Origin of the sequence: Aneurinibacillus aneurinilyticus ATCC 12856 (assembly GCF_000466385.1) — a bacterium.
In the GTDB taxonomy this organism is placed as follows: domain Bacteria; phylum Bacillota; class Bacilli; order Aneurinibacillales; family Aneurinibacillaceae; genus Aneurinibacillus; species Aneurinibacillus aneurinilyticus.
On the sequence record NZ_KE952693.1, the window covers coordinates 49672 to 68613 of the forward strand.

The 18942-nt window shown below is 44.7% G+C and carries 21 protein-coding genes, 1 tRNA gene and 1 other RNA gene; 19 read left to right on the forward strand and 4 right to left on the reverse strand.

Features of this window, described 5'->3' with window-relative positions; translation table 11 throughout:
• The first annotated feature begins 122 nt into the window (after positions 1 to 122).
• The 7 genes from HMPREF0083_RS03625 (at position 123) to tadA (ending at position 6469) form a co-directional block, all read left to right on the forward strand.
• Positions 123 to 884 carry an enoyl-CoA hydratase/isomerase family protein gene (locus HMPREF0083_RS03625; protein WP_021619678.1) on the forward strand — a complete coding sequence of 254 codons (762 nt, stop codon included), beginning with the start codon at positions 123 to 125 and terminating at the stop codon, positions 882 to 884.
• Positions 885 to 909: 25 nt separating this feature from the next.
• Positions 910 to 1770, forward strand: a complete 861-nt coding sequence (locus HMPREF0083_RS03630; protein ID WP_021619679.1) for a 3-hydroxybutyryl-CoA dehydrogenase — start codon at positions 910 to 912, stop codon at positions 1768 to 1770.
• A gap of 1 nt (position 1771) precedes the next feature.
• Positions 1772 to 2908 (forward strand): acyl-CoA dehydrogenase family protein, encoded by a 1137-nt coding sequence (locus tag HMPREF0083_RS03635; protein ID WP_040301369.1) that lies wholly within the window; start codon positions 1772 to 1774, stop codon positions 2906 to 2908.
• A gap of 10 nt (positions 2909 to 2918) precedes the next feature.
• On the forward strand, positions 2919 to 3626 hold the full coding sequence (locus HMPREF0083_RS03640) for an alpha/beta fold hydrolase (RefSeq protein WP_021619681.1): 708 nt from the start codon (positions 2919 to 2921) through the stop codon (positions 3624 to 3626).
• 160 nt (positions 3627 to 3786) lie between these two features.
• Positions 3787 to 5328 carry a glucose-6-phosphate dehydrogenase gene (gene zwf, locus HMPREF0083_RS03645; RefSeq protein ID WP_245191310.1) on the forward strand — a complete coding sequence of 514 codons (1542 nt, stop codon included), beginning with the start codon at positions 3787 to 3789 and terminating at the stop codon, positions 5326 to 5328.
• Positions 5329 to 5345: 17 nt separating this feature from the next.
• The gene (locus HMPREF0083_RS03650; protein WP_021619683.1) at positions 5346 to 5990 is read left to right on the forward strand and encodes a cyclase family protein; all 645 of its coding nucleotides are present in this window, start codon (positions 5346 to 5348) and stop codon (positions 5988 to 5990) included.
• A 5-nt stretch (positions 5991 to 5995) separates the two neighbouring features.
• Entirely contained in the window at positions 5996 to 6469 is a 474-nt protein-coding gene (tadA, locus tag HMPREF0083_RS03655) for a tRNA adenosine(34) deaminase TadA (protein WP_240961384.1), read from the forward strand.
• Between the two features lie 88 nt (positions 6470 to 6557).
• Here the strand turns inward: tadA and HMPREF0083_RS03660 are convergent, their stop codons facing one another.
• The 4 genes from HMPREF0083_RS03660 to HMPREF0083_RS30055 form a co-directional block, all read right to left on the reverse strand.
• Positions 6558 to 7748 (reverse strand): ABC transporter permease, encoded by a 1191-nt coding sequence (locus HMPREF0083_RS03660; protein ID WP_040301370.1) that lies wholly within the window; start codon positions 7746 to 7748, stop codon positions 6558 to 6560.
• A gap of 2 nt (positions 7749 to 7750) precedes the next feature.
• Positions 7751 to 9025 (reverse strand): HlyD family secretion protein, encoded by a 1275-nt coding sequence (locus HMPREF0083_RS03665; protein WP_021619686.1) that lies wholly within the window; start codon positions 9023 to 9025, stop codon positions 7751 to 7753.
• A gap of 23 nt (positions 9026 to 9048) precedes the next feature.
• Positions 9049 to 9639, reverse strand: a complete 591-nt coding sequence (locus HMPREF0083_RS03670) for a TetR/AcrR family transcriptional regulator (RefSeq protein WP_021619687.1) — start codon at positions 9637 to 9639, stop codon at positions 9049 to 9051.
• A 127-nt stretch (positions 9640 to 9766) separates the two neighbouring features.
• Positions 9767 to 9907 (reverse strand): PAS-domain containing protein, encoded by a 141-nt coding sequence (locus tag HMPREF0083_RS30055; protein WP_148315851.1) that lies wholly within the window; start codon positions 9905 to 9907, stop codon positions 9767 to 9769.
• Positions 9908 to 10025: 118 nt separating this feature from the next.
• On the opposite strand from HMPREF0083_RS30055, the gene HMPREF0083_RS03675 reads away from it, so the two are divergent.
• From HMPREF0083_RS03675 to HMPREF0083_RS03725, 12 genes are all read left to right on the forward strand, one after another.
• The gene (locus HMPREF0083_RS03675) at positions 10026 to 10292 is read left to right on the forward strand and encodes a DUF1090 family protein (protein ID WP_021619688.1); all 267 of its coding nucleotides are present in this window, start codon (positions 10026 to 10028) and stop codon (positions 10290 to 10292) included.
• 209 nt (positions 10293 to 10501) lie between these two features.
• Positions 10502 to 10594 (forward strand) — tRNA-Ser (locus tag HMPREF0083_RS03680).
• A 282-nt stretch (positions 10595 to 10876) separates the two neighbouring features.
• A complete protein-coding gene (locus tag HMPREF0083_RS03685) occupies positions 10877 to 11248 on the forward strand; it encodes a DUF2512 family protein (RefSeq protein ID WP_167331538.1) in 372 nt (123 codons plus the stop codon).
• A 361-nt stretch (positions 11249 to 11609) separates the two neighbouring features.
• Entirely contained in the window at positions 11610 to 11798 is a 189-nt protein-coding gene (locus HMPREF0083_RS03690; RefSeq protein ID WP_021619691.1) for a hypothetical protein, read from the forward strand.
• A 70-nt stretch (positions 11799 to 11868) separates the two neighbouring features.
• Positions 11869 to 12591, forward strand: coding sequence for a hypothetical protein (locus HMPREF0083_RS03695; RefSeq protein WP_021619692.1), 723 nt, complete (start codon positions 11869 to 11871; stop codon positions 12589 to 12591).
• Positions 12592 to 12719: 128 nt separating this feature from the next.
• Positions 12720 to 12983, forward strand: an RNA gene (gene ffs / locus HMPREF0083_RS26965) — signal recognition particle sRNA large type.
• A 144-nt stretch (positions 12984 to 13127) separates the two neighbouring features.
• Complete coding sequence (locus HMPREF0083_RS03700; RefSeq protein WP_021619694.1) at positions 13128 to 14543, forward strand: ATP-binding protein; 1416 nt, start codon at positions 13128 to 13130, stop codon at positions 14541 to 14543.
• Between the two features lie 94 nt (positions 14544 to 14637).
• Complete coding sequence (gene dnaX, locus HMPREF0083_RS03705) at positions 14638 to 16368, forward strand: DNA polymerase III subunit gamma/tau (protein ID WP_040301373.1); 1731 nt, start codon at positions 14638 to 14640, stop codon at positions 16366 to 16368.
• Between the two features lie 11 nt (positions 16369 to 16379).
• Positions 16380 to 16700 carry a YbaB/EbfC family nucleoid-associated protein gene (locus tag HMPREF0083_RS03710; protein WP_021619696.1) on the forward strand — a complete coding sequence of 107 codons (321 nt, stop codon included), beginning with the start codon at positions 16380 to 16382 and terminating at the stop codon, positions 16698 to 16700.
• A 19-nt stretch (positions 16701 to 16719) separates the two neighbouring features.
• Positions 16720 to 17316, forward strand: a complete 597-nt coding sequence (gene recR / locus HMPREF0083_RS03715; RefSeq protein WP_021619697.1) for a recombination mediator RecR — start codon at positions 16720 to 16722, stop codon at positions 17314 to 17316.
• 156 nt (positions 17317 to 17472) lie between these two features.
• Positions 17473 to 18423 carry a CPBP family intramembrane glutamic endopeptidase gene (locus HMPREF0083_RS26115; protein ID WP_051354518.1) on the forward strand — a complete coding sequence of 317 codons (951 nt, stop codon included), beginning with the start codon at positions 17473 to 17475 and terminating at the stop codon, positions 18421 to 18423.
• 51 nt (positions 18424 to 18474) lie between these two features.
• A complete protein-coding gene (locus tag HMPREF0083_RS03725) occupies positions 18475 to 18741 on the forward strand; it encodes a pro-sigmaK processing inhibitor BofA family protein (RefSeq protein ID WP_021619699.1) in 267 nt (88 codons plus the stop codon).
• Positions 18742 to 18942 lie beyond the last annotated feature (201 nt).

Genomic DNA, 18942 nt, shown 5'->3' on the forward strand with positions numbered 1-18942 from the left:
CCTATATATCTCATCGTTTTTCGGAGATATAACAAAAAGAATTATCCGAATTGGCATTATTGTTGCTACAATAATTTATAGAGAAGGAAATAATCGAATATGCAATACGGAGGTGCGAAGCGATGAAGGTAACATGGAAACTGGAGAACAGGTTAGGCACAATTACGGTTGATGCTCCACCAGTCAATGCGTTAAACAAAGAGTTCTTTGCACAAATGGATGAGATTCTACATAGCATCGGTGAGGATTGTGATGTTGTCATCATTACAGGGGCAGGAGAGAAGGCTTTTGTTGCCGGTGCAGATATTAAGGAGTTTCCTGAACTTAAACGGGAAGCGGGTATTGAACTTTGCAAACGGGGACAGGGAATCTTCCAACGCATCGCTGAATTGAAGCAGCCCGTTATCGCCGCGATTGACGGGTTTGCGTTGGGTGGAGGGCTGGAGCTGGCACTGGCATGCGACTTCCGTGTTGCCAGTCGCAAATCACAGCTTGGGCTCCCGGAAGTAAAGCTGGGCATTATTCCTGGATACGGTGGCACACAGCGCCTTGCCCGCCTGGTAGGCCCAGGCAAAGCGAAGCAGCTTATTTTCTCCGGTGAATTCGTCTCCGCGGAAGAAGCATATCGTATCGGACTGGTAGAACAACTCGTAGATGAGAATGCCCTGGCAGAAGCAAGAAAATGGGCGCAAACAATGATGAAGCGAGGCCCTATTGCAGTGAAGGCAGCAAAACGGGTTATCGATCAAGGGCTTGCGCTGTCGCTTGAAGAAGGATTGGATCTGGAAGCGGAAGCTTTCGGCGAAATTTGCCTGACAGAGGATAAGAATGAAGGGGTAGCTGCCTTTTTTGAGCGCAGAGAGCCCCACTTCCAAAATAAATAAGTGAGAAAGTAGAGGGAGATATGAGATGGCAAAAAAAATTGGTGTAATCGGATTTGGCACGATGGGTTCAGGAATTGCGCAGGCGGCTGTAGAAGCAGGATATACGGTTGTAGCGGTAGAGCAAAAGCAGGAGTTTTTTGATCGCGGATTGTCTGGCATTCAGAAGAACTGGAACCGCAGCATTGAGAAAGGCCGTTTGACGGAGGAGAAGAAACAGGAATTAGAAGGTGCACTTACAACGACGGTTGAATGGGAACGTTTAAAGGATGTAGATTTCATCATCGAAGCAGTCAGTGAAAACATGGATCTGAAAAAAGAATTGTTTAAGAAACTTGATGAAATTGCTGGTGAAGATATCATCATCGCAACGAATACATCAGGCTTGAGTGTAACGGAAATTGCCAGTGTAACGAAGCGCCCGGAGAAAATTATTGGTGTTCACTTCTTCAATCCGGTACCGGTAATGAAACTAGTGGAATTGATTCGTGGCCAGAGCACGGCTGAAGAAACATACCAGGAAGCGAAAACGCTCGTAGAAGCAATGGGCAAAGAGACGATCGATGTGAAAGAGGCGCCATTGTTTGCGGTGAACCGCATTCTTGTGCCGATGATAAATGAAGCAATTTTCGTATTGATGGAAGGTACGGCAAGCGCGGAGGACATTGACAAAGGAATGAAGCTCGGTGCAAATCATCCGATCGGACCACTGGCACTGGCTGATTTGATAGGCCTTGACACACTCTTGTATGTACAGGATTCTTTGTATGAAGAAACACAGGATTCCAAGTATCGTAGTGCTCCGCTGTTACGTAAGCTCGTACGCGCTGGACATTTGGGCCGCAAGACGGGTAAAGGATTCTACGATTATACGAAAGGTGCAAAATAAGATGAGTTTTGCATTAACAGAAGAGCAGAGAGAGATTCAACAGGGTATTTATAAGCTTGCGCAAGAGAGAATCAAACCCCGTGCAGCGGAAATCGATGAGAAGGGCGAGTACCCTTTTGATATTAAGGACTTGCTAAGTGAATATGGCTATATCGGGGCTAATCTTCCGGAAGAATATGGTGGAGCGGGTCTGGATTTGCTGACATATTGCCTGATTGTCGAAGAGGTAGCACGGGTATGTGCATCTTCGTCTCAAATTATTACTGTACAGGAACTTGGTTCGCTGCCAGTGCTTCTTAGCGGCAATGAGGAGCAGAAGCAGCGCTTTATGCCTGATCTCGCTACAGGTAGGAAACTGGCTTGCTTTGGCCTGACCGAGCCGAGCGCTGGTTCTGATGTGAAAAGCATGAAAACCCGGGCGGAAAAGGACGGTGCATATTACCGTCTAAATGGGCAGAAATGCTTCATTACCAATGGTAATATCGCAGATGTGTACACCGTTTTCGCCAAAACGGACAAGGGCATCACCGCTTTTCTAATCGAGAAGGGAACACCGGGGCTTTCTGTTGGCAAAATTGAAAAAAAGATGGGGATTAAAGGATCGCCGACCGCAGAACTTTTCTTTGAAGATTGCCGCGTTCCGGAAGAGAACGTAATTGCTGAAGAAGGCCAGGGTTTTCTTGTCGCGATGAAGACGCTGGATAAAACACGGCCAGGAATCGGGGCGCAAGCGCTTGGCATTGCCCAGGGAGCGCTTGATGTTTGCCTGGAGTATGTGCAAGAGCGTGAGCAATTTGGTCGACCTATCGGTTCATTCCAAGGTATCCAGTTCATGCTGGCAGATATGGCAACGCAAATCGAGGCGGCACGTGGACTTGTATATCGGGCTGCCAGTGCACTCGATAATTTGGGCAATACGGGCAAGGACCCAGCCATGATGCGATTGGCTTCTATGGCTAAAGTGTTTGCTTCAGACGTCGCGATGAAAGTAACGACGGATGCGGTACAAATACTGGGTGGTTATGGATATATCCAGGAGTTCCCTGTGGAGCGCATGATGCGTGATGCGAAAATCACCCAGATATACGAAGGCACGAACCAGATTCAACGTGTAGTTATCTCAAAATCCATCATGTAGGAGGAGAGCGATGAACGTATCCGGACAGCTTCCGTTTGTATTGATTCATGGTGCGGGCGGGACCAAAGCTAAATTTCGCGGCTTGGAAGAAAGAATAGGCCGTGCACACTGCCTAACGTTCGATTTGCCAGGCCATGGTGAGAATGCGGGAAGCCGCTGCAACACGATTGAAGAATATGCGGAGTGGGCCAATGAACAAATCGCGGGTCAGGATGTGATTGTAGTAGGGCATTCGATGGGCGGTATGGTAGGTATTGAGATGGCTGCCCGCAACTCAGATGTTAAGGGATTGGTGCTGGATGCCAGTCATTATGAGATGCCGGTGCATCCGAAAATTCTCGAGGATTTGGCGGGCGGGACGTTCCCCGATTTTCTTTTTAAAGCTTCCTACGGTAAAGAGGCGACGCCTGAACTTCTTGAAGAAGAGCAAAAACAGCTATCCTGGGTCGAGACGATCGTCGTGCATGATGATTTCCGCGCATGCGGCGAATATAAAGGTGCGGAAATTTTCGCGAGGCTGAACATTCCAATTCTTGCTCTCTACGGTTCAGAAGATAAACTGTTGCCAAAAGGTGCCTCTGAAAAGGCGAAAGAATTGAATGACAGCATACAGACAAGAACGGTCGCAGGTGCCGGCCATTATATTATGCTGGAAAAACCGGAAGAGTTCGCGCAAGCGTTACTAGAATTCCGCGAATCATTACTTGCCGGAGTATAAGCGGCAAGTTACCTATCCCTCCGTCCTATGATATGACGGAGGGATTTCTATTTTTTTATGGAGTGCTGCATCTACATCATCGGGCAGAGGACGGGATAAGATAAGGTATAATAGAGGTGAGTGGTTAATGGAGAAATCTTTCAGGTGAGGAGTGCCGCGATTGTTTACCCAACAAGATTCTATTCAGCCTTTTGTTTTGCTTATTTTCGGTGCGACAGGGGATTTGGCTAAGCGCAAGCTATTTCCTGCTCTATATAATTTGTACCGGGACAATTTTTTGAACAAAGAGTTTGCTGTTATCGGGGTTGGGAGAACAGAGATGGAGATTTCTCAATTTCGCTTGTTTATCAAAGAATCGATTTCAGAGTTTGGGCGTTTGCCTTTGCAGGAAGGGGCAGAGTGGGAGCGATTTGCTGCACGATTTGATTACATAGCATTTGATATTACGGAGCCGGACGCATACACATCTTTACTGGCTGTAGTGGAAGAGAGGGAACGGAAAACGAACCTTATGGGAAACCGGATGTTTTATCTCGCTATTTCGCCCCAGCTATTCGGGACTGTATCGAACAGCTTAGAACGTAGTGGGCTTACGAATACCGCAGGGTGGAAACGGCTGGTTGTCGAAAAACCATTTGGTCATGACTATGCTTCCGCAAAAATGTTGAATGAAGAGATTAAGTGTTCATTTACGGAAGAGGAAATCTACCGTATTGATCATTATTTAGGCAAGGAGATGGTACAGAATATACAGGTTATCCGTTTTGCCAATTTTATGTTCGAGCCGCTTTGGAACAATCGGTATATCGACAATATTCAGATTACCGCCAGCGAGACGGTAGGGGTGGAAGACCGTGCTTCTTATTATGATTGTACGGGTGCCCTGCTTGATATGGTACAGAATCATATGCTACAGATGGTCATGATGGTATGCATGGAGCCGCCGGGCAGATTAAATACTGAGGCGATCCGTGACGAAAAAGTGAAGGTTATGCACGCGCTTCGCCGCTACAATGAAGAAGAGGTAGATAGGCATATTGTACGCGGCCAGTATACGGCAGGAGAGGGTGGGCAAGGCGTAGTCTGCGCATATCGGGAAGAGCCAAATGTTAATCCAGCATCTATAACGGAGACATTCGTAGCGGCCAGATTGTTCATCGATAACTTTCGATGGGCAGGCGTACCTATCTATATTCGTACCGGCAAACGAATGCAGAAGAAGGTTACGGAAATTGTCATTCAATTTAAGGCATTACCGAACCGCTTATATTTTAATAAAAATGATGATGTAGCCCCGAATTTACTTATTTTCCGTATTAATCCAAGAGAGGGTATTACACTGCTGTTGAACGCCAAGAAGCAAGGGACGGACAGCCAGGTTGTACCGATTGGTATGGAGTATTGCAACGATTGCGGAGACGCATCGCCGGAAGCGTACGAAAGCCTGCTTCATGACGCTATACTTGGCGACCCAGCTTTCTTTACGCGTTGGGATGAAGTGTCCCTAGCCTGGAAGTTTATCGATCCGATTCGGCGCACATGGGACAAAAATTCGCGTGCCCCTGAAGAATATCCTGCAGGCACATGGGGTCCTGCCGAATCGAACGAGATGATCCTAAATGATGGAAGAAGATGGTGGACGGGTGAAGATATCATCAAGAACAGAAAAACAATCAAAGCGGTGGAGCGGCCGAAATACTGAAAAGGGGAAAACTAACAATGTATGAAGTATACGACATATCAATGCCCATTCATCACGGCATGGTAACCTACAAAAACAAACCGGAAAAGCAGCCTGCTATCCGTGTTATACAGGATTTTAATGAGGCTTCTGCATACGAATCAAGGATTGATATGGATATGCACACAGGAACACATGTTGATTCTCCGCTACATATGTTGCCTGATGGTGGAACGATGCAGACAATTTCGATAGAAAGGCTTGTCGGCCCTTGCCGGGTGCTGGATGTCACAGACGCCCAAGACAAAATTACAAGGAACGATTTGGAAAGATTCGCACCTAAGGAAGATGAATTTCTTCTGTTGAAAACTCAAAATTCCTTAACAGATGATTTCGGTTCCGAATTTGTTTTCCTGGCTGCGGATGGAGCAGAGTATTTGGCGGCAGCCGGTGTGCGTGGCGTGGGCATCGATGCACCAGGCATTGAGCGTGATCAACCCGGCCATCCGACCCATAAAGCATTGTTCGAGGCGGACAGTATCATTGTAGAAGGGCTTCGTCTGGGTGATGTACCTGAAGGTCCCTACTTTATGGTTATTGCCCCTATTAAAGTGTTGGAAACGGAAGCTGCTCCGGCTCGTGCGCTATTATTCTCCGGTTTAGAAATAAAAAAGCTATGGTGAAAAATATGAACGATGAATATTATATGGGCCTTGCAATTGAAGAAGCGCGAAAAGCAGAGGCATTAGGAGAAGTTCCCATTGGTGCCGTCATTGTAAGAGATGGACAGGTAGTAGGCAGAGGGTATAATCTGCGCGAGACGACGAAGGACCCGCTGGCCCATGCGGAACTTCTCGCTATAAAGGAAGCAAGCAAGACGATGGGAGGATGGCGTCTTATTGGGGCTACACTATATGTTACGCTTGAACCATGTCCAATGTGCGCAGGGGCGATTGTTCAGGCACGGCTGCCCAGAATCGTATATGGAGCAATGGATCCGAAAGCCGGATGTGCAGGAAGCCTGATGAATTTGTTACAGGAAGAGAGGTTTAACCATCAAGTAGAGATGATGCAGGGCGTGCGTGAAGAAGAATGCAGTGAGCTACTAAAAAACTTCTTCCGTTCGCTGCGGGAACGGCGAAAAAAGAAAGCGGCCGAGTAATGGGAGCTAGGTTTCTTGACTATGAAAAAGCGCGAATGTCGTAGTTTTACAAACGATTCGCGCTTTTTCTGTATGACTGGCTTATGGCTTAAGCGGAAAAGGAAGGATCTGCTTCAGCTTTTTTGTCTGCTTTAATGAATAGGGGGGTAAGCAGAAACGCGATGAAATACGTGACTGCTCCCATTAAGCCCATAGCTACGCAATCTTGCCAGACCGTCTCAAACCCATGCCCTTTAATAAAAATTTCACGTACTCCATCCAGAAAATATGTGAGCGGCAGCAGATGACCTGCTACATTGAGCGCATGGGGCATCGCCTCAAACGGCCATGTAAAGCCGGATAATAGAAAGGATGGAACGGCAATAAGCATAGTAGTTTGCGTAGAACCTACCTGATTGCTTGAGAATAAACTTGCCAGATAACCGATGCCGAGCAGTGCGAATACGAAGCTTACGCCGAGTGCCATTACCGGCAGAAGTAAACCGCGAAACGGCAGGTTGAATACATATAGCGCCAGTACGAATACGCTTAGATTGTTAACGAGACCTATCAGGAAATAAGGAGCCGTTTTCGCATAAGCAATGCGCCAGGGAAGACTACGCCAGGCTGCAAATCGGTTCCATGTGCCCTGTTCCTTGTCACGTGTTACCGTTAGTGCTACGCCAAGCAGAAGCACCTGTTGCAGAATTGCACCAATTAAGCCGTATACGAGAAAGTCGTTATAGTTAAACATTGGATTGTACAATACGCGAGAGCGGAACGGTATCTGAGAGAATGTTGATGTGATTTGCTCATCTCTCAACCCCTGCTGTTTCATCTTTACGGAAGATGCCCCATAGCTAAAGGTAGTGATAACCTGATTGGCGGCCCGTGTCGCTGAATTGGAGAATAGCATATTGCTCCCATCCACAAAAGTGAGCACGGGTACATTTTCTCCGTGTTTCAAACGGGTAGAGAAATCGTTCGGAATAATAATACCGACGCGTGCTTTCCCATTCTCAATAGTCCGTTCTACCTCACTTTCCGAGAGCGTATGGCTTGTGATGCGAAATGTTTCTGTCTGATCAAAAGCCTGAACGATTTGTCGGCTGAGCTGACTATTGTCACCATCAAATACAACGGTCGGAATTGCTACTAGACGCTGATTGGAATATAGATAGCCAAACAGCGCCGTATAGAGCAGCGGAACGAGAAATAGAATAGCGAATAGACGCCGGTCACGAAGAATATTCAGCCACTCCTCGCGGATGATGCTTCCCACTTTGAGCGGAGCTGACATCGTTATTTCGCCCCCATACCTTGCCATTGCAGCGTCATGCCAGTTGCTGCCGTATCAGGCAAGTCAGTTAGCGTCACCTTCGCACCGAAAGAGCGTACATCCGTATCGCCTGTCTGCTGACTTGGCTTTTGAATGGCGAAGTCGGCGGCTGGCTGAAGAACCGTAATTTTTCCTTTTACGGTTTTACCGGTAGAGATAAGTTTCATATGCACCTCATCCCCAACTTTCAACGCTCCCAGCTCTGTTTCAGGGAAATAAAATTTTGCCCAGCGATCTTTCGTTGCTTCTAGTGTAAATACCGGGAAGCCTGCGCCGACCAGTTCGCCCAATTGTGCCGATTGGGAAGTAATAATACCATCCGCCGGAGCGCGAAGCTCAGTATAGTTGATATATGTTTTCGCTTCATCCAGTGCCGCTTGAGCTTTAGAGACATTGGCTTTCGCCGTGGCTACGGAAGAAGATGCCTGAGAGACACCTGCTTCGGCCGCCCGTACATCATCCTGGCGCAATGTGACCTGTCCTTTGCCAGCTTCGGCGAGTGCTACTGCGGCTTTGGCCTGTTCTAGTTGAGCTTCGGCGGCTTGAATCTCTTCTTTACGCGGCCCATTCTCTACCATCTCGTATTGCTTTTGCGCAGCTTCGTATTCCGCTTTTGCCTTCTGATAGCTTAATTCCGTTTCTTCCACCTTTGCCTGTGATATAGCTCCTTGTGCAAGCAGGGTTTTCATGCGAGTATAATTATCATCAGCTAGACGATATGCTTCTTTAGCGGCGTCTACTTTGATCTTTGCCTGTTCACGTTCTTCCTTGCGGGCACCGCTTTTCATGGCGTCTACTTGTGCCTGTGCAGCTTTAACGGCGGCCCGGGCTTGCTCCACCTGTCGCTCTGCTGTATCAGCGGTTACGCTTACCGCGTTGCTGCCCTGTGATTTCTTGGCTTCTGCTGCGGATACGGATGCCTGTGCTTGCGAGACGCCAGCGTTGGCTGCTTCGAGTGCCGCTTGTGCCTGAGATGCTTTATCCTGTAATTCTTTACTTTCCAGGCGGGCGAGCAATTGTCCTTTCTTTACATGGTCGCCTTCCTTAACATAGATTTCGCTAATCCGGCCTCCCATTTTGAAGCTTGCGTTCATATTCGTTGCTTCTACGTAGGCGGTGGGCTGACTGGTAGACGCCGCTTCAATGTGGCTACCTTCCCCATATGAAGATAGTGCATATACGCCGCCGCCGATGAGCAGAGTCATGGCGGTAAACATAGTAATACGAAGACCCCTCATGTCTTCTCCCCCTTTTCATTGTGTTACTCTTCTTCATAGATTCCCAGCATATGCAGGACAAGGTTCTGTAAACTGGAGCGTAGCTTCATATTATCGAGTGCTTCTTCGTGGATGATGGCCCGCATGGCGGTAAATCCGATCATGCCGAACAGACTACTGGCAGTAACGGCCACATTTATTCCAGAATGAAGCTTTTGGTTATCTTTCGCAGTCTGTAGCTCTTGCTCCAGAAGGATGAAATATTTTTGTAAAACATAGCGAATTGTATGGTGTCGTTCCTGTGTTCCCCAGCCACGGCTGAGCAGCAGGCGACAGAAATCCTGTTCGTTCTGGAAGAAATCAAGGTGAGCTTCAATCAGACGAATAACCCGCTGGCGGAAATCCTCAGGGCTTACTACATCTACATAGTCCTGGATCATGCCAATGAAATTCTGCACCCCGGACTCCATTACGAATATGTATAAATCTTCTTTTGTCTTGAAGTTGTAATAGAGCGTCCCTTTTGCAACGCCGCAGATTTCAGCAATTTGTTCCATTGTTGTTTCGTTAAACCCTTTTTCGGCGAAAGCTTTGAGAGCCCCTTGAAATATTAATTCTCTCGTTTTTACGCGCACACTTTCACTCCTTTTTAAACTGACTAGTCAGTGCAAATTCGCTTATTATTATAAAATGGAAGAATCAGAAAATCAATATAAAAAGAAAAAAGCGCCATCCGAGTATGGAAGGCGAAAAAAAGGAAATTTAAGGATATATGGCTTTTGAATCTGTCATTCTGCCTGAAGTTTTGGGTAAATCCAGCATATCGCGCGCTTGTTGATTCATACTCGTAAGCATGAGTGAATCATCGAATGTTACGATACCTGGATGTATATTGTTGATAATCTGTGTTTTAAGCTTGTAAGAACATTAATGTCCAAACTTGGGATAAATTAAGAACGAATGGCTCATACTAACAAAGTGTTGTAAAGCACAAATATTAATAAGGAAAGGGGCATCTTCTATGCCTAATCAACAATCCCAACAAGGAATGAATACAGCGCCACAATCTCAAAATGTAAATGCACAAGCAGGTCAACAAGCACAAGCTACAGTTACACAGGCGCAAAATGCCGTCGCTCAGGCCCAAAGCGCATTAACACAGGCTCAGGCCGCTGCAAATCCGCAAGCCATTCAACAAGCCCAGCAACAGCTTCAGCAGGCTCAACAACAATTATCTCAGGCACAGGCTACAGCTTCAGTAAATACAACAAACCAAGCACAAGGATAAGTTGAGCTTACAGGGGGGCTGACTCAAAAGGCTATGGGTCAGCCTCTTCTAATGTGATCTGCATATTTTGAATGCTTTATCGTGAAAAAAGGTAAACATTCATCCCTTGCTTACCGAATGTTACCTTGCGACATAAGGAGACGGGGCATTGATTTATTTTTCGTACATATGGTAGGATATTTTTTAGCTTGACAACAGAAGATGCATACGGAGATGTACCCAAGTCCGGCTGAAGGGGACTGACTCGAAATCAGTTAGGCGTCTTGCGGCGCGCGGGGGTTCGAATCCCTCCATCTCCGCCATACATATTGCAAAGATGGGTGAAAACAGGGTGGCTGATTCGCTCATAAATATATAGGCGACTAATAGCCTCCTAATGCGGTAACGTGAAAGGGGGCTTTTTCTTGTGTGTATTTAATTGAATTTGGAAATAAAATCCTATCTAAATGGAAAGCAGATTAATGTGCGCGTCATTGCCGAAGAAAAATAAATACTGCTGAAGTGAAGACCGGAGCCTTACGAATAAAATCGGACAAATGATGTAACCATACAAATGAAAAGAAATCGCAAAAGGGATGATGGCATTGAGGGAACCGCTTGAAAGTATAGACACCATAGCAATAAAAGTTGTGGCGGTCACCGGTATTTTGGCATTTATTTTAGGTTTGATTTATAAGGAAGAGATACGGAATATATTGATGATCAGTTTTCTTCTTTGTGTAATAAGCTATTACATGGGAGATCTGGTTATTCTTCCGCTTACTAATAACTTGGTAGCTACTGCTTGTGATTTCGTGCTTGCATTTTTAGTGATTTGGTTAACAGGGCTTGGCTTATTTAATCCAAATACGCCTGTAGTATTTGTTTCCCTCGTTTCTGCCGCAGGTATTGCTGTAGGGGAGTGCCTTTTACATATTTTGATGCAGAGCGTATTGCATGAACGGAGTGCTGGATAGTCTAATTAATAAAGCGTAGAAACGATAATTTTAGAGAAAAAAAGCGAAGCTTCGACTTTTGGATGACAGTTGAAGCTTTTTTAGATCGTATTACTTAAAAAATTCACAAAGCGTTTACTGAGCGTCGTTTCTTTCCTATGAAAGCATAAAAAATTATAGACGTGTACATAGCCTTTATAAAGTAAAATTTTTATCAGCAGGTATTTTACACCGGTTGCAACAGAATAAAGTAATATTTCTTGAATATTGACGTAATTTAGTGGGATGTTTTGTCGAATCCCTTTACTTACCAACATTTGCAACTTAAAATTCTAGGTAATACTATTTAACTAATTTTTATCCGTCCTTTGAAGGAGGTACTATGGCGAAACAAGACATTTACCGTGCAGTTTTTGAAGCATGCCTAACAAAAGATGATATGCATGCTTGCTATACGGGGCTAGTCCGTTGCATTATAGAAGAGATAGATAATGATTGGGAGAGCATTCGGGAAATTCGACTTGTAGAGCACGCTTATTCCTTAGTAAAAGAGAAAAAATTCCTAGGCTAATACAAAGAGATACGCAAGAATTTCGCGGATACGGCTTTTCCTTTTCAAGTAAGAAAGAGGAGAATCCTGAATGAGAAAGAGAAACGTCGTTTTATCCCTGATTATCACTACGTCCGTTATTAGTGTTGGAGTATTTGCAGTGTCTTCGGTGCTGCAGAACGTGGAAGCTGAAGAACAAAATATTCCAGATATTGTGCCTGCCAATGAACCGCCATATCAGGTAAACATCGATGAAAATATTACCCCATCTCAGTATGAAGAGGAAATGCGCAAAAGTTTGGTGTATGAGAAAGTGGAGAAGCCAAAAATCCCGGTTTCTGATATTCGCCTTGATAAGATACAAGCCGCATTTTCTGTAATTGAACAACCTTTTGAGAAGCCATTGGAGAAGCCGAGGAAAAATCGACCAGATAAGATGACAATTGATCCGTTCAATGGAGATGCCAAGTATACGAATGGAATCGTTATTAATCGTGAAGGACGGGCGATAAAGATTCCGGACGATGTTTCGCCGTCCAGGGGCCAAATTGCTCCTGTTGTACGGGTTATGACCGCTGATCTTGCGGCAATGATGCAGCAGCCATATACAACACAACTGGCGTATGACGTAATGAAGAAAATAACGGAATTACAAAAATATATGGATGCGCTTGACCTAACGGAAGTAACCGGTATTTTGGTTGAAGTAAATACATATATTACGGATAATAAAGCATCATTCACAAAAGCGTCCAAAGTAATTCAGGAGGTTAACAAATTAGTTAACTTCGATAAGATGGAAGAAGATAGCTAGCTAAACAACTCCTACCCAAAGCAACAAAAATTGCAGCAATCAGGGACGGGGTATCGACTTGCTTTACCTTTTCTTTTTTGATAAGATGATTAGGCAGCAACGCTGCATAACTATTGTGTATAAGTTTGTCGCACTAGACGGGGAGGTAGCGGTGCCCTGTACCCGCAATCCGCTGTAGCGGGGTTGAATTCCTGTCTGAGGTGCGCTTCATGTGGGGTCAGGTCTGTGTAAGTGGTGTTGAGAGCTGGGTCCTGCGCAACGGGAACCCATGAACCTGGTCAGGTCCGGAAGGAAGCAGCCATAAGTGGATCCTTCCGTGTGCCGCAGGGCAGCCTGGCTTGAGCTAACTGCACGGGGCCGCCTGGATGTGCGTATCGACGACAGGTGTGCGGCTCTATTTTTATAAAGCTCTCGGTAATTTTATACCGGGAGCTTTTAATTTTGTGCAACATTGTTGCAAAGCAAAAAGGAAATTGTGAAAATAAACAGAATATATTCAGTGTGGTAAATATCTCCGGCAGTGAGGTGAAAAAACAATGTCTGGACATTCGTTTCAAATAGAGATTAATATGGACCAGATGAAACATCAATTACATAAGGTCCCTTTTGCTGCCGTTTTTTTGGATAAAGAAGGGAAAGTGGTGGAAGCGAATTCGATATTGCTTCAAGCTACCGGTCATACATACGAAGGAATCAAGGGAAAAAATTTTTATGATTTGTTTGTCGTAAAAGAAAATTTTTCTTTCTGGTTGGATTATTGCAACAGTGAATCGGACTCCATGCCACGTGGACTTTTAAGGCTGCATTCCGGGGAGACTTGCATGTGCGATTTGATTATCTGTAGTGATAATAATCAGGAAATAGCACGTCATTGTTTTTTGCTGCCTACAATTCAACAGGCTCCCGCACAATCCTTATGGACAAATTTTTATACACAGGTTGTTAAAGATGCCAACCTGGGAATTATTATATTGGATGAATATGCCCGAGTTGCTGAAATTAGTGAGACAGCTTGCAGAATATTGGGTGTAGAGAAGCAGTATGTTATTAATCAGATGATTGAGGACGCAATTCCTGGAATGAAGGAAAATCAGGGCTTTATTTCTTCAGCGGTGTTAAAAGGAGTTTCAGTATCCGATAAGGCGTATTCCTGGTTTAATGGAAACCAACGGATCGAATTAATTGTGGATTCAGACGTATTGAGGGATGCGAACGGACAAATTAAAGGGGGATACTACATATTTAAAGATGTTACAAATATGCATTCCCTAGCCGACAAAATTGAACGGAGTGACAGGTTGGCCATGATTGGACAGATTGCAGCCGGTACAGCGCATGAAATCCGCAATCCGCTTACATCCATCAACGGATTTCTACAAATGATGCGAAAATCGCTGGCCGAGGCTGGAATGGAGAAAGAAAAAGGGTATACCGATATTATGCTTGTTGAGATTAAACGCATCAATGATCTTGTAAGTGAATTCTTGTTGCTAAGCAAGCAGAAGGAGATTCAATATAAGCTTGTAGATATTGAGCAGGTATGCATGGAGATTTTGCCAATTGTAGAGAATGAGGCGCTGCTTCGTGGCGTGGAAGTAGTGATGGAGAAAAGAAGCTCATTGCCTATGATTATGGGGGATAGTGAGCTATTGAAACAAGTATTTTTAAATATTACGAAAAATGGTATTGAAGCTATGGGTGGAAGAGGTATATTAACGGTGCGGATTTTCCATACGGGAAGTCACGTCGAGATTACGATTAGTGATACAGGACAAGGTATTCCTCCATATTTGGCGGATAAAATTTTCGAACCATTTTTTACGACAAAAGAAGAAGGTACGGGACTTGGTCTGCCCGTATGTCAAAAAATTATTCATGATATGGGCGGCAGTATCCGTGTATCGAGCAAAGGATACGGAACGACTTTTCATATTCTTCTCCCCTCCTGCTAACCTTTCTCTTTCTCTTTTCCGTAAAGTAAAGAAAATGATATAATGTATAATGGATGAAGTATAAAATGCGATGCAAGAAAGATGGAGATACAAGATGGCTTATCGAGCATTGTATCGAATTTGGCGCCCACAGTCATTCGCCGATATTGTGGGCCAGGAGCATGTAACAAGGACATTACAAAATGCGCTTAAAGAACAGAGGTTTTCCCATGCCTATTTGTTTAATGGGCCAAGGGGAACCGGAAAGACCAGTGCCGCGAAAGTTATGGCAAAAGCGGTAAACTGCGAACGAGGGCCTGCAGAGGAACCTTGCAATGAATGCGCGGCTTGCCGAGGAATTACAGAAGGCTCCGTTGTGGATGTAATGGAAATCGATGCTGCCTCTAATCGACGGATTGAAGAAATTCGCGATATAAGAGATAAAGTGAAGTATGCACCTACCCAGGTTCGATATAAGGTATATATCGTGGATGAGGTGCACATGCTGACGCCGGAAGCGTTCAACGCATTGCTGAAGACACTGGAAGAACCACCAGCTCATGTAATCTTTATTCTGGCGACAACTGATCCCCACAAGCTTCCAGCTACCATTATTTCACGCTGTCAACGGTTTGATTTTCGCCGGATTGGAAGTGCGCAGATTGTAGAGCGAATGAAGCAGGCGATACTTGCAGAAAATATTGAAATCTCAGATCAGGCATTAACATTTATTGCACGTATGGCAGAAGGCGGAATGCGTGACGCTTTAAGCTTGCTCGATCAGGCCCTGTCCTTTGGGGGAGAACAGATCGAGCTTGAAGATGTAATGGCCATCACTGGTTCTGCCTCACAAGCAATGCTTGCTTCGACAGCACGCTGCATTATGGAAGGAGAAGCATCAGAAGCTCTTAACGTAGTGCAACAATTAGTGCAGAATGGGAAGAGTCCGGAGCAGTTTCTAGATGACTTGCTTTTTTATTTCCGTGATTTACTGCTGTACAAGACTGCTCCCCAATTGGAAGAAATTCAAGATCGGATGATGCTGGATGAGCAATTCCGGGAATTGGGTGATGCATTTGATACTTCTCGTTTGTTTCTTATCATTGAGAAACTGAATCAGGCGAAGAATGATATGAAACGGGCCAGTCAGACACGAATCATGCTGGAGCTTATCCTCATTCAACTTTGTCAGATCGGCGAACAGAAGTCTCATGTTGTTGTTCAGGCCGAGGCAACATCTGGTGGGAAGATGAGTTCTGAAGAAGTAGAACAGCTGAAGCAGCGTATCAATATGTTGGAAAAGCAGATTAAGCAGCTGGATCGCGGAAACGTAGGCAGACAGGAAGCGGCACCCGTTTCGGGCACACGCAAAGAACCGCGTCGTACCGGTATGCAGCAGACCGTTAAAATTCCAACCGGACGGATTCGGGAAGTAGCTTCGGCTTCGATTGAACCACAGCTTAAGCGATTGCGTTCCATCTGGCCGGATATTCTGCATCAAGTCAAGTCGAAGAGCGTACGTTTGCATGCATGGCTTTTGGATGGGCGACCTGCGGCGCTGTCCCAGGATGGCTTGGTTGTATGTTTTAAGAGTGTCATTCATTGTGAAACAACGGCTCGTGAACTGAATAAACAGTTAATTGAAGAAGTGGTAAAAGGATTTATTAACCGACCTGTTGAATTGTTTACACTGATGGAAAATCAATGGGAAGAGATTAGCTCCTCTGTAGGGGTGTCTGAGCAAGAACAGGGCGAAGATACGAAGCAGGAGGAAGCGCAATCCGAGCCTGTGGTTGATGAAGCGGTTAAACTGTTTGGTGAAGAATTGGTAGACATAAAAGATTAGGAGGAACGAAAATGTTTGGTGGCGGAAATATGCAAAATATGATGAAACAGATGAAGAAGATGCAGCAACAAATGCAGAAGGCGCAAGAAGATCTGAAAGAGCAAACGGTTGAAGGCACATCCGGTGGCGGAATGGTAACCGTAATGGCTAATGGACATAAAGAAATCTTGAGCATCAAAATCAAACCGGAAGCAGTGGATCCGGACGATGTAGAAATGCTTGAAGATCTAGTGCTGGCCGCAGTAACAGAAGCGATGAACAAAGCCGATGAAATGGTATCAAAAAGCATGGGCAAATTCACCGGGGGTATGAACCTGCCGGGATTATTCTAAAGATATAGGGGAGACACTTGTGTATTATCCCGAACCGATAGCAAAATTGATTGACGGATTTATGAAATTGCCAGGCATTGGGCCAAAGACGGCAGCGCGTCTGGCTTTTTTTGTGCTAAGCATGAAGGAAGATGATGTTCTCGAAATCGCAAAGGCTCTCGTGAATGCCAAGCGTAACCTTGTATATTGCTCTGTATGCCAGAATATTACTGATACAGACCCTTGCCGAATTTGTTCAGATACGTCTCGTGATAAATCAGTGATTTGCGTTGTGCAAGAGCCGAAAGATTTGATTGCGATGGAGAGAACGCGGGAATATAATGGATATTATCATGTTTTGCATGGGGCAATCTCTCCTATGGAAGGGATAGGTCCGGAAGATATCCGCATTCCTGAACTTCTTCGTCGATTGGAAGATGAAGAAGTGAAAGAACTAATTTTGGCCACGAACCCAAATATTGAGGGAGAGGCTACGGCGATGTATATCTCCAGGCTGGTAAAGCCATTCGGTATCCGCGTAACCCGGATTGCACACGGCCTTCCGGTTGGTGGCGATTTAGAATATGCGGATGAAGTCACCATTTCGAAAGCGCTGGAAGGAAGACGGGAGCTGTAGAAGGCCACTTTTTAAAGCAAGAATAGCGGTGGATTCAACATCGTGGTCATTCTTTTGAGAATGGGAACCCATTATGTTGAACTGCCGCTTTTTTTCTTTGGCTTGTTCTTTTTTGGGACAAAGTGAATATGTTTGTACAGACGGTGAGGTGAGCATGTGAATAGACGTGAGCGGTGGGAAAGAATAGCGTTTTATTCCGCTTTGTTTCTGCTGATTGGATATGTTAGTAGTTTAATGTTAGAATTTTCTTCCCTACAGTGGGTAGTTACGGAGCAGGGTAAATGGCGCGTAGCATCGTCGGAAGAGCCTACGCGGATAGGAGCTATTTTTTTATTGAGTACGCTTTTCTTTAGCGTTGTACCAGCTTTTCTCTACATTCCCGCTTTGCTAAAGGTGACAAGAACTGAATTTCCTGGCTGGGAAACGGGTGTATCAGGGAAATATGCCATATATTATTTTGCTTTATATCAGATGACATATGGCGTAATTATTATACTGTATATGTTTTTTCCTTATCCGTGGTTTTCCGATCAATCTGTTGGAGGGTTTTTTGAAGCGTTCCTTCCTCAGGTTATGATGTTTTTACTTGCCTTGCTTCTTTTTGGAAATCGGCTTTATGATATTGGGTTTGTCCGTCCGATTAAGGCAAAGCAATTATTTTTCATGGTTATCCTTTTTTATCTTTTCTCTACTTTTCTACTGGACTCGATTATTACTGTTCCTATTGCTGATTATTTTCACTTTGAATTAGATTCTTGGAGAGAAGAACAAATTTCTGGAGAAGTGATTCAAGCTAGAAGCGTAAGTTGGCTGGCTGGAATTGCCCAAGTTCTTTTAGTAGGCCTGTTTGTGCCGATTGCGGAAGAAACAATGTTCCGGGGCGTGCTGCAAACTGCATTGACCGGGCGGTTTGGTGCTGTTTTAGGAATTTTAGGTTCCAGTTTGCTGTTTGGTGTTATTCATGTAGATCCTGTGTTGTTTCCTCCTTTATTTGTGATGGGGTTGATGCTTGGATTTCTGAGATATTATTACGGAAGTATTTGGGCAGCCGTTTTATTTCATTCGTTGAACAATACGATTACCGTATTAATTTATTTCTTTCAATAATGTGAAGTAGGGCAGCATACGCATGAGAGCATAGAGGAAAGGAGAGGGAAAGTGGATAGCATAACTGTTGGTATTGTGATTGCCGTAGCGGGTCTGGTTTTCGTATTAATGAACCAGGCTGCCTGGAACTGGGTAAAGTGGATTGGTTGGGCAGTGGGAAATCTCGTTATTGGAAGCATTATGCTTTTTCTCTTTAATCTTGTGGCCGAATCATTTTCTTTTGAGATTCCGATTAATCCTGTGACAGTAACGGTAACCGGTTTTTTAGGGTTTCCGGGACTAGCTACTTTGGTTATTATAAAACAATTTATTTTATAAAAGCATTGACCTAGCTATTTTTATGTGATAAGTTATTAAAAGTCCGTTGCGACGGGCTTTTATTTTTGTCTTGATATGTGTTAGCAAAAGTTATTATAAAAAACACGAAAAAAAGTTGTTGACTAATCAAGTTTTAGTGTGATATGATTATGAAGTCGCTAACGCGATAAAAGTTCCTTGAAAACTGAACAGTAACACTCG

Bases quoted from the DNA above. Each gene is read 5' to 3' on its own strand.
- HMPREF0083_RS03625 (WP_021619678.1), top strand. From the start codon at position 123: ATGAAGGTAACATGGAAACTGGAGAACAGGTTAGGCACAATTACGGTT.
- HMPREF0083_RS03660 (WP_040301370.1), bottom strand. From the start codon at position 7,748: ATGTCAGCTCCGCTCAAAGTGGGAAGCATCATCCGCGAGGAGTGGCTG.
- HMPREF0083_RS03675 (WP_021619688.1), top strand. From the start codon at position 10,026: ATGCCTAATCAACAATCCCAACAAGGAATGAATACAGCGCCACAATCT.
- HMPREF0083_RS03650 (WP_021619683.1), top strand. From the start codon at position 5,346: ATGTATGAAGTATACGACATATCAATGCCCATTCATCACGGCATGGTA.
- HMPREF0083_RS03695 (WP_021619692.1), top strand. From the start codon at position 11,869: ATGAGAAAGAGAAACGTCGTTTTATCCCTGATTATCACTACGTCCGTT.
- dnaX (WP_040301373.1), top strand. From the start codon at position 14,638: ATGGCTTATCGAGCATTGTATCGAATTTGGCGCCCACAGTCATTCGCC.
- HMPREF0083_RS03700 (WP_021619694.1), top strand. From the start codon at position 13,128: ATGTCTGGACATTCGTTTCAAATAGAGATTAATATGGACCAGATGAAA.
- HMPREF0083_RS03640 (WP_021619681.1), top strand. From the start codon at position 2,919: ATGAACGTATCCGGACAGCTTCCGTTTGTATTGATTCATGGTGCGGGC.
- tadA (WP_240961384.1), top strand. From the start codon at position 5,996: ATGAACGATGAATATTATATGGGCCTTGCAATTGAAGAAGCGCGAAAA.
- HMPREF0083_RS03635 (WP_040301369.1), top strand. From the start codon at position 1,772: ATGAGTTTTGCATTAACAGAAGAGCAGAGAGAGATTCAACAGGGTATT.
- HMPREF0083_RS03665 (WP_021619686.1), bottom strand. From the start codon at position 9,025: ATGAGGGGTCTTCGTATTACTATGTTTACCGCCATGACTCTGCTCATC.
- HMPREF0083_RS03710 (WP_021619696.1), top strand. From the start codon at position 16,380: ATGTTTGGTGGCGGAAATATGCAAAATATGATGAAACAGATGAAGAAG.
- HMPREF0083_RS03630 (WP_021619679.1), top strand. From the start codon at position 910: ATGGCAAAAAAAATTGGTGTAATCGGATTTGGCACGATGGGTTCAGGA.
- HMPREF0083_RS03690 (WP_021619691.1), top strand. From the start codon at position 11,610: ATGGCGAAACAAGACATTTACCGTGCAGTTTTTGAAGCATGCCTAACA.